Genomic DNA, 14,962 nt, shown 5'->3' on the forward strand with positions numbered 1-14,962 from the left:
CTTTTTCGACGCTTCTTCGATTGTTATTCAGTTTTATTCGCTTTTTTGAGCTTCTTTTTCTTTTTTTGATGCCTTCTTTGTCACCTTGTCCGCCTTGCTCAGACTCTCAGATTTCTCAGACTTTTCCGCCTTCTCTGTCTTTTCTGTTTTTTCTGCTTTGTAGGCTTTTTCTTCTTTCTCAGCCTTCTCGGCTTTCTCAGCGGATTCCATCTTCATATCCTTGATCCGACGGAAATAAGAACTCATCTCGTCCGCCATTCCCGCGAGACGATTGAGCAGAGTCGAGAAATCCGTCAGCATCTCGTCATCCTGAAAATACGGGTAGACGATGTCATGATCGATCTCGCTCCAACCTTCCTCAAAAAGCGTTCTTCCCTGAATCTCCACATAATATCCCTTATATTTAATGATATAGTGCAGAGACCGGTAAATGCCGTCCGACTTGATGTCGATCAGGCGCTTGTCATAGATTCTGGTATCACCCGTTCTGCGGTAAACCTTCGGGCGCTCCGCGATGTAACAGTGATCGGGATTCTCATCAAAATCCATCAGACGGTCTTCTATATAACATTCCGGATTATTCTCAAACACGGAAGTGATGTAGTTGTGAAAGCGAATCCAATCTTCCCGGTAAAGGAAGAAGACGCGGATTCCAATCAAGTCCGTCATGTATTTCCAGTAATTTGTCCGATCGATATACTGATACGGATCGGGGGTCATCTGCTTCTTGCGAATGATCTTCTCAATCAGGTGACCGGGCTGTTTCGTTCGGTAACGGTAGGAGTGAATGCCTGCACGCTCAATGTCATACAGGTAATCATTCACAAAATCCTTTCCGATCCGTTTCAACTGTCCCTCAAGCTGACAATAGTGATCATAGATCGCATTCAGCTCATCCCACTTCATGCCGGTTCGTTTCAGCTCTTCTTTTTCGATGTGATACTCTTTTAAAAATTTTTTCTTTTTAATCATCTTAATCTGGTTTCCAGATGGCATTACAGAGTTACCTTCATAAAGTTCTTCTTACCGCGCTTTACAACCATTCCGTCTCCGCCGAAATCGTCTTTCGTAAAGGATGCTTTAATGTCCTTTACCTGAGTTCCGTTGACAGATACACCGCCCTGCTCAACATTTCTGCGAGCCTCGGAACGAGAGGAAGCCAGACCAGACTTCTGCAAAACTGCGAGAAGGTCGATTGCTCCATCCGTGAAGTCTTCCTCCTTCAGCTGGTAGGACGGCATGTTCTCAAGGCTTCCCTGACCGGAGAACAGAGCCTTTGCAGCGGTCTGAGCCTTAACTGCCTCTTCCTCACCGTGAACAAGTTTCGTCAACTCAAATGCAAGAATCTCTTTTGCAGTATTTAACTGGCTTCCTTCCCATTTATCCATCTCATCGATCTGCTCAAGCGGAAGGAAGGTCAGCATACGCAGGCACTTTAATACGTCTGCATCGTCGACATTTCTCCAGTACTGGTAGAAATCGAACGGGGAGGTCTTATTCGGATCAAGCCATACAGCGCCGGACTGGGTCTTACCCATCTTCTTGCCCTCAGAGTTTAAGAGCAGGGTGATTGTCATCGCATGAGCATCCTTACCCAGCTTACGACGAATCAGCTCGGTACCGCCGAGCATGTTGCTCCACTGGTCATCTCCGCCAAACTGCATGTTACAGCCGTAACGCTGGAACAGCTCATAGAAGTCGTAGCTCTGCATGATCATGTAGTTGAACTCAAGGAAGCTCAGTCCCTTCTCCATACGCTGTTTGTAGCACTCTGCGCGAAGCATGTTGTTTACGGAGAAGCAAGCACCTACATCGCGAAGCAGTTCAACGTAGTTCAGCTTTAACAGCCAGTCTGCATTGTTTACCATCATTGCCTTGCCCTCACCGAAATCGATGAAACGGCTCATCTGCTTCTTGAAGCACTCACAGTTGTGCTGGATCGTCTCAACCGTCATCATCTGACGCATATCGGTACGTCCGGACGGATCACCTACCATTGCGGTACCGCCTCCGATCAGAGCGATCGGCTTGTTTCCTGCCATCTGAAGACGCTTCATCAGGCACAGTGCCATAAAGTGTCCAACATGAAGGCTGTCTGCGGTCGGGTCAAATCCAATGTAGAACGTTGCCTTTCCCTCATTGACCATCTTACGGATCTCTTCCTCATTTGTCACCTGCGCGATCAGACCGCGGGCAACCAGCTCTTCGTAACAATTCATCGCTGTAATCTCCTTTTTCTCTTTTTCGTTCTTTTTTCTTCGTTGCTTCTGTCTTTCTTTTTTATTTCTTGTCTGTGTTTCTTATTTGTTTTTTGATTTCGCTCTTTTTGGGGGAAATCTTTATTTTCTGCGCTTGCGTGCATCTGAAAATACGATTCAAACACACGTCTATTCGTGAGAACCGAGAAGTCCGGGCGTTATCAAGTTCCTATGAAAGAAAAAGCCCCGCCCTCTCAATGGTTCTGCCATCAAAAGGACGAGGCGCATGCTCGTGTTACCACCTTCTGTTCACAGACAGCTTGCACTGCCTGCCTCACTGAGCGTCATATTCTATCCCATCTGTGATTGTTCTGCATGGTTTCTATAACGTTCCGACATGATAACGGTCGCCGACTCCGTCACAGCCTACTGATGTCCCGCTCTCTGAAACAAAACAAAAATCGGATCGATTCTTTGCTCTTTTTCTGTTCACGACCACGTTCAGTGTGAAGCTCAAGGATGTATTCCCATGCCGTCTCTCCGCGCGCCTCTCATCTTCCGGCTACTTTCTGTGCGGGTATTCCCGATGGTACTTCTTCCTCTCATTGCCTGACTGATTTTCACTTTTCTGATCTCTGATCACAAATTCTGTCGGATTCCTATCCAGTTTGATTTCTATCCAATTTGGATTCTACTCGATCTGATTCCTATCCGATCTGATTGCTGTCGCATTCCCATGCGCCGAAAATTTTGCGATCACGCTTGCATTATAGCCTTTTCCCAGGATGTTTGTCAAGCCCCTTGCCGAATGCGATTTAAATGAGATCAATCTCAATCTTCTCATGCTTCGTATCAAAATCTGTTCCCACGAGAAGCCCCTGATCCTCGTATTCCGCTTCGCCCATCTGATTGTCATATGGGTCCTGTCTCAGATACTTTTTCGGGAAATAAAAATCACTCTGATACTCGCAGGTTGTCGGAATCCGGTATGGGTCGAGATTTCCGAAATAAAACTCCCAGCGCTCGAGATCTCCCGCTCTCCACGCAGCTCCTCCAAACGAGGCATCTGCATACAGCCAGCCATACGACTCTATGTAGAACTGTGCCCAGTCGTGACAGCCGATATTCTTCGGACATGCATAGAGACCGGACTGCCATCTCGCCGGCACACCGACGATTCGGCAGAGCGTGATAAAGAGCAGTGCCTGAAGTCCGCAATCGCCTTTTAAGTTTGTCGCCGTAAACGTCGCCTGCTGTTCGATCGTAAAGTAGGAGCGCACATAGGAATACATTACATGAGTCGTGATATAATCATAGATTTTCTTTGCCTTTCTCACCGGATTTGTCTCATCCCCGACAATCTCCTGCGCAAGTGCTCTCAGATATGGAGTAAAACGGATATGCGGGAGTTGTTCCCCCAGATACTTTTTCGCCTCTTCCCGCTCTCCATTCGGTTCATTCGATTCTTCCTCTTCCCGGCTCAAATCCAACTTTTCGGCGGCTTCTTTCCAGTCCCAGTATTTCATCTCATTCTCAAGTTCATATTCCACCTCAAAGGTCTGCCCACTCTGATATTCTGTCTCAAAGCAGATCGTTCTCTGAAGCGCAGACGTCGGAGCCACCTGTCCACACTCCGGACTGCAACCGAGATATGCAAATTTCTTCACCTGAGCATACTCGATCGGAAGCGGAAGCTGTACCTGAATCTTTGTGCCCTCTCTTCTCGCAGACGGACGCAGAGATGCTGTACTCTTGATATGAATCTTGCTTCTCAGACTTCCCTTTTCCTTCATCTTGTGCATCACATCATCGAGCATATTGAGCTGTGCTCGGCGATCCCAGATCGTCTCCTCATTGAGCAGACGATAGCTAAGATCTTTCCGGGTCTTGATCAGGTTGTCAATGAAATTGTCCTTGAGTTTGATCTCCCCGTTGATGCAGATCCACTCAAACGCTCCCTCCACCAGAAGATCATCGAGTTCCTCATTTTCAAAATCTGCAAATGTCTCCTTCATCATATTGATCGCACTCTGCCAACTGTGCGGATACTGCTCTGGAAGACGCGCAATAATCTCCCGCTCAAGAAGAAGACGCTCTCTCAACGCCTCCGGAAGGTCCTTTTCAAGACGCTTCTCAATTACCCGCTTCGCGAGTTTTAAATGTCCCATTGCCTTAAGTCTTGCAATATCCTCCGGGAGTTCCACGGTCAGCGCATCAAGGCTCTTCACGCTCCCTCCTGCCTCGAGATAAATTCTGTTTTCGTTCTTATTGTTTGGATTCTCCTGTCTCTCCTTTGAGTATTCTCTCTTATCTTCTGCTTCACTCATCGTCGCTCCTGTCCCTTCTTTGTCGTATTTTTGCTTTTCTTGCTTCTTTTTGTTTCTTGTTTTGGTCTCTTTTTTGTCTTGTCTTTATCTGTATTCTTTATTTACTCTTTATTTATTCTTTCATTTATTCTTTATTTTAGCTCTCTCTTTATTTCTTTTCTATCCTTTCTTTTCTATCGCTTTTTCCAGGCGACAGAGCACCCCGGCTCCGATGATACCGGCATCATTTCCGAGTTTTGCCGTCACAAGACGCGTATTTTTCTCGGAACCCCGCGAATAAATCATCGGCGCAACTCTCTGCCTCAACGGAGCAAGCAATTCCTCTCCCGCTCCACTGATCCCGCCTCCAATACAGAGTACTTCCGGCTGAATGATATTGATGATATTTGCAATTCCATCCGCCAGATCATCAAGATATTGATCGAACACCCCCTTTGCTGTCAGATCCCCTGCCCGAACCGCCTCAAAAATTGTTTTTCCATCAATCGCACTTCGGTCGCCTGCGCACAATTGATTCAGGAGAGAATCTGGATTCTTCTTTGCCTCCCGTTTCGCCGACCGGACGAGCGCGGATGCCGACGCATACGCCTCAAAGCATCCCCTTCGCCCACAGGTACATTTGCGCCCATTTTTTCGGATCACCATGTGTCCGAGTTCCCCGGCAGAAGCATTGACTCCGCTCACAATCTTTCCATCGAGAATCAAGCCACCACCGACTCCGGTCCCGAGCGTCACTGCCACCATCGACTTACTTCCCTGACCGCTTCCCGCTAAATACTCCGCCCAGGATGCCGATTTTGCATCATTTTCCGCATAGACCGGACATGGAAATCGATCCCGCAACATTCTCACAAACGGAACGTTGTCGAAGCCAAAATTATTTGCATACTCCACGCTCTCTTTTTCCTGATTGACCGTTCCCGGAATTCCAATTCCCACACTTTCGATCTCTGCAAAGCTCCGTTTTTGAGAATCCAACAGTCGGACTGCCAGCCGAAAAATTTCATCCGCCAGATCCTCCGGCTCTCTCGGCAGACCCGTCGGAGCCTGGATCTTTGTCTCAATCTCAAACTTATTTTCCGCCGTCTCTCTGACGATTCCAACTGCAATCTTTGTTCCCCCAAGATCAATCCCCACATATCTCTGTCCCATAAGCTGTCCATCTCCTCACCTGTCGCGGTCTTTATCTATTGTTTTTAACTATGTCTTTATCCATTACCTTTGTTCATTGCCTTTATCCATTTATCCCAGTTCAATTAATCATACCATTTTTTATCAGACTTGTCATAAGATTCTTGTCAAACAACCATGTCTCCGATATACACAGAAAATGGCGGTAGATCCATTTTTTATCTGGACCTACCGCCATTGTTTTTTATTTATTTCAAACACTCCCCGTTTGTTTCGATCACATGCCGATACCATCCGAACGACTTTTTCGGAGTACGCTTTAAGGTTCCGTTTCCGGCGTTATCCCGATCCACATAGACCATACCATAACGCTTTTTCATCTCTCCGGTGGAAGCACTCACCAAATCGATACAGCCCCAGGCACAATAACCAATCAAATCCACACCGTCCTCTTCCACAGCCTTCATCATCTCCTTCAGATGAGCCTCCAGATAGGCGATACGGTAGTCATCCTGAATGCTTCCATCCTCCTCAATCCGATCTGCCGCACCCAGACCATTCTCCACAATAAACAGTGGCTTCTGATAGCGGTCATAGAGATCGTTCATCGTGATGCGCAGTCCCAGTGGGTCAATCTGCCATCCCCACTCACTTACCTTCAGATGTGGATTTCTCAGGGATTTCATTACATTACCGGAAATGGAATTTTTCGCAATTACATCCGGATCAGCGCTGGTGAGACGGGAAGTATAATAACTGAATGCGATGTAATCCACCGTATTCTCCCGAAGGATCTTTTCATCTTCCGGCTCCATCGTGATATGGATATTCTCCTGCTCAAACTGTTTCATTACATAAGCCGGATATCCACCGCGCGCCTGTACATCCACGAAGAAATAATTTCCACGATCCCGCTTCTTCGCCGCCCAGACATCCTCTGGATTACAGGTATTCGGGTAAAAACTCCCTGCTGCCAGCATACAGCCAATCTTATTTTCCGGGTCGATCTCGTGGGCAATTTTTGTTGCCATCGCAGAAGCCACCAGTTCGTAATGCGCTGCCTGATACTTCACCTGCTTCTGGTTTTCTCCCTCCCGGAAACGAATTCCTGCTCCCATAAACGGAAGATGCATCAGCATATTGATTTCGTTGAACGTCATCCAGTAGTGAACTCTCCCCTTAAAATGTTCAAACAGGACTCTGCTGTATTTTACATAGGCATCAATCAGCTTTCTACTTCTCCATGATCCGTAGGTTTCCTCAAGATGCAGTGGCACATCGAAATGACAAATCGTAACCACCGGCTCAATCCGATTTGCCAGTAATTCATTAATCAGATCATCATAAAACTTCAGTCCTTCCTGATTTGGCTCTGCCTCTTCTCCTGTTGGGAAAATGCGGGACCAGGCAATCGAAAAGCGATAGCACTTAAATCCCATCTCTGCCATATACTGGATGTCCTCTTTCCAGTGATGGTACATATCGGTAGCACCGTGGGACGGATAAAAGGAATCCTCCGGCAAGCTATGATAATCCATGATGCCCTCCATCACTGCCCGTCTGTTTTCTCCCCAGGGAATCACATCTACCGTTCCTAATCCCTTTCCGCATTCCAGATAACCGCCTTCACACTGGTTTGCTGCTGTCGCACCGCCCCACAAAAATTCTTTTGGTAATCCATGCATCGTCATTTCTCCTATTCCTGTCCACCAGTCGATTATTCTTACTTTCTTGCTTTCTTACGTTTTACGTTTTTACTTTTGTACCTGAATAACCGGCTCTCCTGCTTTTACGTGTTTTCCTGTTTCGCCCGTCACACTGCGATAAACTGCTGTGTTGCTTACCAGCACCGGGGTTACAGTGTCATACCCGGCTTCTTTCACCTTGTCAAATTCTACCTGAATCAGCGGAGTGCCAACCGATACACGATCTCCGGTCTTTGCCAGAGCCTTAAAATACTTTCCACCCAGCTTTACCGTATCAAGACCAATGTGGATCAGCACTTCTTCTCCGCTGTCTGCCAGAAGACCGACCGCATGAAGCGTATCAAAAATAGATACGATTGTTCCATTCACCGGAGATACAATCACATCTTCATCCGGAATCACGGCAACACCATTTCCAAGGATTCCCTGAGAAAATACCTCATCTTTCACCTCACTCAGAGGAATCACGTTACCTGAAACCGGAGAACAAACCATATCACAGTCAGAAGCCGGCTGTGCACAATCTTCTTTTGAAACAAAGGTTTCTGTCTTTTCTGTCTCCACCGTGCTCTTGTTCTCTGCGGAAACACTGTCCTTTTCTTTTCCATCCCCCTCTAAAGCTTCCTTCGGGTCTTTGTAAAGAATAAAACAAATTACGAAAGCAACCACAAAAGCAATTCCCGCACCAATACTGGCAAACAGCAGATCTCTGAGGCTATCTCCGCCAATATAGCTCGGCAGAGTCAGAAGTCCCGGTGATCCGCCAGAGTAGTTCTTTACATGCATCAGTCCGACGAACAGACCACCCACAGCACCACCTGCCATCGCAGAGTAGAGCGGTGTCCGGTAAGGTACATTAATACCATACAGCGCCGGCTCTGTAATTCCGCAGACTGCCGTGATACCGGCAGACATCGCAAGCTGTTTTATTTCAGATACTTTTGATTTAAACGCCACTGCAAGGGTTGCACCACCCTGAGCCACGTTGGATGCCAGGTTATTCGGATAAACCATACTGTCATAACCCATAGTCATACGATTGTTGATGCCTACCGGGACGATCGCATAATGTGTTCCAGTCATAACAAGGAGCGGGAACACCGCACCAAGAATCATAGAAACCAGCCATCCATAGCTCTCCATTGCCCGCAGGAATGTCGCAATATAGTTACTGATGACGTAACCGATCGGTCCCAGCACAGAGAGCGTTACAACACCACTCACCAGAATCGTAATCAACGGCTTGGAGAAAAATTTGATTGCCTTTGGAGAAATCCGGTCTGCAATTGGTTCCACCACGGACATAAACCATACTGCTAAAATGATCGGAATTACCGAGGAAGAATAACTGGCATTGTAGATCGGAATCATAAACAGGCGAATCGCCTCTCCCGATTCTTTGGATGCAGATACCATATTGACAAAATTCGGATGCAGGAGAATACCTCCCAACATCATAGCAAGATACGGGTTGCATTTAAACTTCTTTGCCGCCGAGCTTGCCAAAAGGATCGGCAGAAAATAGAAGGTTGCATCTCCCATAAAGTTCAGAATCTGATAACTCTGGTCACTCGAAGCAACCAGTTTAAACGCTACAAGCAGTGACAGTACCGCTTTCAACATACCTGCGGCTGTCAATGCTGGCAAAATCGGTGTGAAAATCCCAGATAAGGTATCGATCGCCGTTGCCACTTTCGATTTTTTCTCTTTCTGTTCCTCCCCTACACGGCTTTCCTTTAAATCACACAATTCATTCAGTGGTGCAAACACATTTGCCACATCACTTCCAATGATGACCTGATACTGACCGCCACTCTTTGCTACCCCAACTACACCCTTTGTCTTTTTCAGAGCATCCGTCTGCGCCTTACTTTCATCTTTCAGGTTAAAACGAAGCCTGGTCGCGCAATGTACAAGACCAGAAACATTTTCTTTTCCGCCTACAAGCTCTAAGATCTGTTCTGCAAGTCTTTTGTAATCCATGTGTAACCTCCTCCTTATCGTTCTCTCTGGTTCTTTCTGTCTGCAACTTTACCATTGATTCAATAAAATGTCAGCATCCGAAAAAGCAAAAGGACCATCGGTTCAAAATTGCCGTTCCAGCCGGTCAAAATTTTGAACCAATGGTCCAATTCCTTATCAGTCCTGATTAGTCCTGATTGTTTCTAATTGTCTCTGATTGTTTTTCTCTTTCAGGACTTTTTCTCTTTATTGTAAATCAGATTCCAATAGTCCACCGTAGTCCGCAGAGACTCCCGGTTTACCATTTTCAAAGCTGCTTCCACATGATTTCCGTAATTTTGAGAAAGACACATGCCAAACAGCACATCCAGCACATAAGTAACCGCCGTATAAGAAGTCATGACTTTCAGACTCAAAAGTGAGTCCCTGGAGGGAATCTCTATGATTTCATCACAGTATTCCCGAATATCCGCATTGTGTCTCCCCACAATACCTGTCACAAACGTCTTTGTTGTTTTTTTCAGATACCGGGCAACATCAATCATAGAACGATTTGCCCCTGTAAAGCTCATTACAAAAGCGATCCGCTTCTGATCCTGTCGTTCCGTCAGGTAATGGGCATTCACGCTCTCTCTGGCATGACATTCCATACCAAGCGTGGAAAATTTGAACGCCGCTGACTGTGCCAGCGTGTAAGTGATCCCGTTTCCGTAAAAATCAATCTGATCCGCCCGCATCATCCTGTTAAAAATCCGGTTTACCACATTTTTATCCATACACATTCGCGTATCACTGATCGCTTTGTCATACAATGCCGGGATCACATTTAAAACATCCTGATAGGTGCTTTTTTCGTTGATCGGTTCATTCTGAAGCAACTGATTGATCCGGATATTTTGCACACTCTCTGAAACGATCTGGAATTTCAGCTCCTGATATCCGGCAAGTCCAAGTTTCTTACTCAAGCGGATTACCGTCGCCTTGCTGGTGTAAGATGCCTTCGCCAGTTCTTCCGCAGACATTGGCAGAATTGCCTCTGTGTGCTCCAAGATGTAACGGGCCACAGCCTGCTCCTGATGAGTAAATCCCTTCATCTCCGTAAGTTGTTCAAAAATCATCCCTCAACCTCATTCCATCATTTTCTTTGCCGGTGGCAAAAGTCCGATGCCTCCACCTTTAGAGGAGGAGGCATCCACTCTGAGTTATACTCATTATTATACTATAAATAAAAGAATTCGTGAAGTTGGGATTCTGCGCTTATGCACAACGCCTAAGTAAGCGGTCTGATCTTGAAACAGTGATCGAGCGGTCCGCTTCCCCTTCCGAGATCCAGACCGGAGGCAAGTGCTCCCGTAAGATACTCTTTTGCACATCTTACGCTCTCCTCCACGCTCTTTCCCTCTGCAAGTCCACAGGCGATCGCTGATGAGAGTGTACATCCGGTTCCATGTGTGTTCGGGTTGTTGACCCGGCTTCCACGAAACCAGATCCACTCCCCATCACGGTAGAGAACATCATTTGCGGTTGAGATCTGATGACCACCTTTTACCAGAACCGCACCACCGTAGCGCTTTGAGATCTTTTCTCCGGCTTCTTCCATCTGAGCTTCATTCTCAATCTTCATCTCTGCGAGAATCTCAGCTTCCGGAATATTCGGAGTCAGAACCGCTGACAGCGGAAGAAGTTCCCCTGCGAGTATCCCCATCGCATCCTCTGCAAGAAGTCTCGAACCACTCGTTGACACCATAACCGGATCGAGCACGACATTTCTCGCATGATACTCGCGAAGTTTCTGCGCAATCACACGGATCGTCTCTTTTCCGGAAACCATTCCGATCTTCACTGCATCCGGAAAAATATCTGTGAATACACTGTCGAGCTGAAGTCCGACAAAGGCGGGATCTGCCTCAAAAATCCCCGCCACTCCGGTCGTGTTCTGCGCTGTCAACGCCGTGATTGCGCTCATTCCATAGACGCCAAGTGCCGTCATCGTCTTCAAGTCCGCCTGAATCCCGGCTCCACCACTGCTGTCCGATCCAGCGATCGTCAGAACGGTTTTCCGGCTGATCTTTTTATCGTCTCCGTTTTCCATAATTGTCACTGTCACCTATTACCTATTTATTTTCATCACTCATCAAAAATGGTAACGATCTCTCCGTCCATGATGCGGTTCATATTCTTGACTGCACAGAAGTTTCCACACATCGAGCAGGTATCCTCTTTCTCCGGCTTTGCAGATGCGCGGTATGCTCTCGCCTTCTCCGGGTCGATTGCGAGCTTGAACATCTCCTCCCAGTCGAGTTTCTTTCTCGCTGCGCCCATTGCGCGATCCCAATCTTTTGCACCCTTTACGCCCTTTGCAATATCTGCTGCATGGGCTGCAATCTTGGAAGCAATGATTCCCTCTTTTACATCGTTGACATCCGGAAGGCGAAGATGCTCAGCCGGAGTTACATAGCACAGGAAGGCTGCGCCGGATGCTGCTGCAATCGCACCTCCGATCGCTGCGGTGATATGGTCATACCCCGGTGCAATATCCGTGACGAGCGGTCCAAGGACATAGAACGGAGCACCCTTGCAGACGGTCTGCTGAATCTTCATGTTTGCAGAGATCTGGTCAAGTGGCATATGACCCGGTCCCTCTACCATAACCTGCACATCCTTCTCCCATGCACGGCGGGTCAGCTCGCCAAGTGTCACAAGCTCCTCAATCTGGGAAATGTCAGTTGCATCCTCAAGACATCCCGGACGGCAGGCATCACCAAGGCTGATCGTCACATCGTACTCCCGGCAGATTTCCAGAACGCGATCATAATACTCATAGAACGGGTTCTCCTCCCCGGTCATCATCATCCATGCAAAGATGATTGATCCACCTCTCGATACAATGTTCATCAGGCGCTTGTTGTCCTTGAAACGCTTTGCGGTGCTCTTGTTGATGCCGACATGGATCGTCATGAAGTCCACGCCATCCTTTGCGTGCATTTCCACAATCTTCAGCCACTCCTCCGCGGTAATGTCCTTGAGTGCCTTATGATAGTAGACAACGGCATCGTAAATCGGCACGGTTCCGATCATTGCCGGACACTCTGCGGTCAGCTTGCGACGAAATGCCTGCGTGTCTCCGTAAGAGCTTAAATCCATGATGGACTCCGCTCCCATCTTCACTGCGTCATTTACCTTCTCCAGCTCCATATCAATATCTTTCCAGTCACGGGAAGTTCCGAGATTGACATTGATTTTTGTCTTGAGCATCGAACCGACTCCGTTCGGATCAATCGAAGTGTGCAGGCGGTTACACGGAATGATTACCTTGCCCTCCGCAATCAGGGCACGCAGTTCTTCCTCGCTCATCATTTCTTTTTCTGCTACAATCTTCATCTCCGGCGTGATGATTCCCTTTCTCGCCGCATCCATCTGTGTTGTGTACTCTCTCATTTTCTCTCCTCCTATAACAGCATTCATCAGCATGACGCGATTCATTCATATCATTCATATAAAATATTCTTTGGTGTATTTACATGAAGCGTTTTTGTGTCATAAAATACAATTTCCCACGAATTATGGTACGAATTACAAAATTATGAAATCAAAAAACGGCATCCTGTGTGGGAACGAGATGTTCTTTACAGGACGCCGTCTGAAATGTTCTTTCGGTCATCGGTTTTCGCATTCGATCCCTACGTTGGCATTACCCAAATCAGGTTATTAAGGTCGAAGTTTGATTACTTCCTCTCAGCCTGCTTCCACAAGCTCCCTTTGTTTGCTTTTATCTGAATTATTTTGTCTGAATGAAATTATCTGATTTTATTCTTCTTTAGTTTATCACTGTCGAATGATTCTGTCCAGTTTTTTTCTGAACGAATCGAGAAAATTCCTCAGTTCGCCTTGTGATATCCTCTCCACGGATTTCGCACTTCCTGAAATTCCTTTCTCAGATCATTCTCCTCCAGTTTAAGTTTGCCACAGTACACGAACCCAAGTTTTGCGAGAAGGTTCTGCATCGGCTTATTGTCGTCATGCGTATCGATTTTCAAATTTCCACACTGTTCAAATGCCCAGTTCAGACAAAACGAGCCGGCTCCACGTGTCCCCTCTGCCACCGCAATCCGGTGAACGACACCGTAAGGTCTGTCATTGAGCCATTCTCCTGATTCAAGCTGACGGTAAGAAGGTTCGTCTTCTTCCTTCGCAAAATAGAAGACTGCTTCTATCTTGCCTCCGTCCATACAGACATAACATTTCTTCTGATGAATATTTTCTTCAACCAGATCTCTCGGCGGATAAATCGTCTCCCACTGGGTCGGATTCCCATGTTCCGCCATAAATTTCTGTGCATACGCATAGATCCCCATGATTTCTTCAAGCTGTTCCGGCTGTGCCACTCTGATCTCTCTCATCTCTCTATTCTCCTTCTGAATGATTTGTTGCACCTATTCTCTTTGATTCTTTCTTAACTTGCCCTTTTTTCTCTTTTGTCATTTGAAGATTGAAGATTAAAAAATCCTTGGGAGTTTTCCTTTTTCCGCAATCCATCCCTGACATTCTGCCTCCACAACGCCAAGCAGTTCCTCCGGAGTCTCCTGACATCCATTGTAAAGCCAAATCTTGATAATCTGAAAAATTCCACCGCGCAGAAATTCCATGCGATATTTTTCTAAGGAACTCTGACTCTCCAAATGCGGTTGCATCCGCTTTCTGTCATTCTTATCATAAGAAAACATCCCATAAGGAGTATCATTCCCCAATTTGAGATAAGTCTTATAAAAAATTTGATTTGCCTTTATATGACGAAGCAGGCGCAAATAATATCCTCTGTGATCTGCTTCCTCTTCGCCATTCAAAGTGTCCTGATCTCCATTGTAAAACTCCGGCAATACCTTCTCAAATTTGTTGCGAACCGAGTCTGCAAGATCATACACATCTGCATAACTTGCATAAAATGTGGTTCTATTCAAACCTGCCTGTTTGCAAATATCAGTAACCTGTATTTCACTTAATTTTTTTGTTCTGAGAAGCTCCATAAATACCTTTTCAATACATTCCATAGAGGTACGTTTTCTTTTATTATTTGGTTTGTTCATATGCTTTTTATGCTGGTTCTCCTATATTATCTAAACACATGTTGGTTTAATAAATCTTTTAACTCAACAGATGTTGGTTTTTTATGGCGTTTTATCACAACACTTGTTGGTTTTTTGTTATTTATTTCAACATATGTTGGTTTAATTATTTCTATTAACGCAACATATGTTGTGTTATTCTCTTTTAATATCCATACAGATGTTGGTTTATTTCTTTATCTCAACACTTGTATGGATAATATCGCCATTTTTGAGCCTTTTTATTATACTCTACTTGCTTTAAATCAACAAGTGTTGTTTTAATAGAAAAACCTGGTTAAAAAAAGCTGGTTTTATTATCTTTTTAATATAAAAAACCTGCATGTTAAGCAGGTTATAAACAGGTTATTAATATGATTTTTATGAGGACTGTTTGAAGGTGATTTTAAAGTTATTTGAGGGTGGAAATTTGGGTTATCCACATTATCCACAAAAAATATTGCATGATATTCACTGATATATGCATGTTTATTCACCCTATTTATCCACAAATTTTCCACAATCTCGTGCCAAAG

At 45.8% G+C, this 14,962-nt stretch carries 10 protein-coding genes, 1 pseudogene and 1 riboswitch; all 11 genes and pseudogenes read right to left on the reverse strand.

Annotated features, from left to right (window positions below):
• Window positions 1-171: 171 nt before the first annotated feature.
• A pseudogene (locus tag AC4EVX_RS05055) lies at window positions 172-972 on the reverse strand (GTP pyrophosphokinase); the annotation flags it as partial.
• Window positions 973-995: 23 nt separating this feature from the next.
• Window positions 996-2,219, reverse strand: coding sequence for a tyrosine--tRNA ligase (gene tyrS / locus AC4EVX_RS05060; protein ID WP_177978294.1), 1,224 nt, complete (start codon window positions 2,217-2,219; stop codon window positions 996-998).
• 794 nt (window positions 2,220-3,013) lie between these two features.
• Window positions 3,014-4,525: a transglutaminase domain-containing protein gene (locus AC4EVX_RS05065; protein ID WP_177978293.1), complete on the reverse strand. Its 1,512-nt coding sequence runs from the start codon at window positions 4,523-4,525 to the stop codon at window positions 3,014-3,016.
• Window positions 4,526-4,684: 159 nt separating this feature from the next.
• The gene (locus AC4EVX_RS05070) at window positions 4,685-5,677 is read right to left on the reverse strand and encodes an ROK family protein (RefSeq protein WP_177978292.1); all 993 of its coding nucleotides are present in this window, start codon (window positions 5,675-5,677) and stop codon (window positions 4,685-4,687) included.
• Window positions 5,678-5,904: 227 nt separating this feature from the next.
• The gene (locus AC4EVX_RS05075) at window positions 5,905-7,341 is read right to left on the reverse strand and encodes a 6-phospho-beta-glucosidase (RefSeq protein WP_177978291.1); all 1,437 of its coding nucleotides are present in this window, start codon (window positions 7,339-7,341) and stop codon (window positions 5,905-5,907) included.
• 69 nt (window positions 7,342-7,410) lie between these two features.
• A complete protein-coding gene (locus AC4EVX_RS05080; RefSeq protein WP_308451426.1) occupies window positions 7,411-9,345 on the reverse strand; it encodes a beta-glucoside-specific PTS transporter subunit IIABC in 1,935 nt (644 codons plus the stop codon).
• A 209-nt stretch (window positions 9,346-9,554) separates the two neighbouring features.
• Window positions 9,555-10,442 (reverse strand): SIS domain-containing protein, encoded by an 888-nt coding sequence (locus AC4EVX_RS05085; RefSeq protein ID WP_177978289.1) that lies wholly within the window; start codon window positions 10,440-10,442, stop codon window positions 9,555-9,557.
• Between the two features lie 152 nt (window positions 10,443-10,594).
• Window positions 10,595-11,416 carry a bifunctional hydroxymethylpyrimidine kinase/phosphomethylpyrimidine kinase gene (gene thiD / locus AC4EVX_RS05090; RefSeq protein WP_177978288.1) on the reverse strand — a complete coding sequence of 274 codons (822 nt, stop codon included), beginning with the start codon at window positions 11,414-11,416 and terminating at the stop codon, window positions 10,595-10,597.
• 35 nt (window positions 11,417-11,451) lie between these two features.
• A complete protein-coding gene (thiC, locus tag AC4EVX_RS05095) occupies window positions 11,452-12,795 on the reverse strand; it encodes a phosphomethylpyrimidine synthase ThiC (RefSeq protein WP_490159715.1) in 1,344 nt (447 codons plus the stop codon).
• Window positions 12,796-12,983: 188 nt separating this feature from the next.
• A riboswitch (TPP riboswitch) is annotated at window positions 12,984-13,094 on the reverse strand.
• A 108-nt stretch (window positions 13,095-13,202) separates the two neighbouring features.
• Window positions 13,203-13,724 carry a GNAT family N-acetyltransferase gene (locus tag AC4EVX_RS05100; RefSeq protein WP_490159707.1) on the reverse strand — a complete coding sequence of 174 codons (522 nt, stop codon included), beginning with the start codon at window positions 13,722-13,724 and terminating at the stop codon, window positions 13,203-13,205.
• A 96-nt stretch (window positions 13,725-13,820) separates the two neighbouring features.
• Window positions 13,821-14,372: a TetR/AcrR family transcriptional regulator gene (locus AC4EVX_RS05105; protein ID WP_308450996.1), complete on the reverse strand. Its 552-nt coding sequence runs from the start codon at window positions 14,370-14,372 to the stop codon at window positions 13,821-13,823.
• Between the last annotated feature and the right edge of the window lie 590 nt (window positions 14,373-14,962).

This window comes from Brotaphodocola sp. (assembly GCF_983179755.1).

Bases quoted from the DNA above. Each gene is read 5' to 3' on its own strand.
- AC4EVX_RS05100 (WP_490159707.1), bottom strand. From the start codon at position 13,724: ATGAGAGAGATCAGAGTGGCACAGCCGGAACAGCTTGAAGAAATCATG.
- AC4EVX_RS05080 (WP_308451426.1), bottom strand. From the start codon at position 9,345: ATGGATTACAAAAGACTTGCAGAACAGATCTTAGAGCTTGTAGGCGGA.
- AC4EVX_RS05065 (WP_177978293.1), bottom strand. From the start codon at position 4,525: ATGAGTGAAGCAGAAGATAAGAGAGAATACTCAAAGGAGAGACAGGAG.
- AC4EVX_RS05085 (WP_177978289.1), bottom strand. From the start codon at position 10,442: ATGATTTTTGAACAACTTACGGAGATGAAGGGATTTACTCATCAGGAG.
- AC4EVX_RS05105 (WP_308450996.1), bottom strand. From the start codon at position 14,372: ATGGAATGTATTGAAAAGGTATTTATGGAGCTTCTCAGAACAAAAAAA.
- thiD (WP_177978288.1), bottom strand. From the start codon at position 11,416: ATGGAAAACGGAGACGATAAAAAGATCAGCCGGAAAACCGTTCTGACG.
- thiC (WP_490159715.1), bottom strand. From the start codon at position 12,795: ATGCTGATGAATGCTGTTATAGGAGGAGAGAAAATGAGAGAGTACACA.
- AC4EVX_RS05075 (WP_177978291.1), bottom strand. From the start codon at position 7,341: ATGCATGGATTACCAAAAGAATTTTTGTGGGGCGGTGCGACAGCAGCA.
- AC4EVX_RS05070 (WP_177978292.1), bottom strand. From the start codon at position 5,677: ATGGGACAGAGATATGTGGGGATTGATCTTGGGGGAACAAAGATTGCA.
- tyrS (WP_177978294.1), bottom strand. From the start codon at position 2,219: ATGAATTGTTACGAAGAGCTGGTTGCCCGCGGTCTGATCGCGCAGGTG.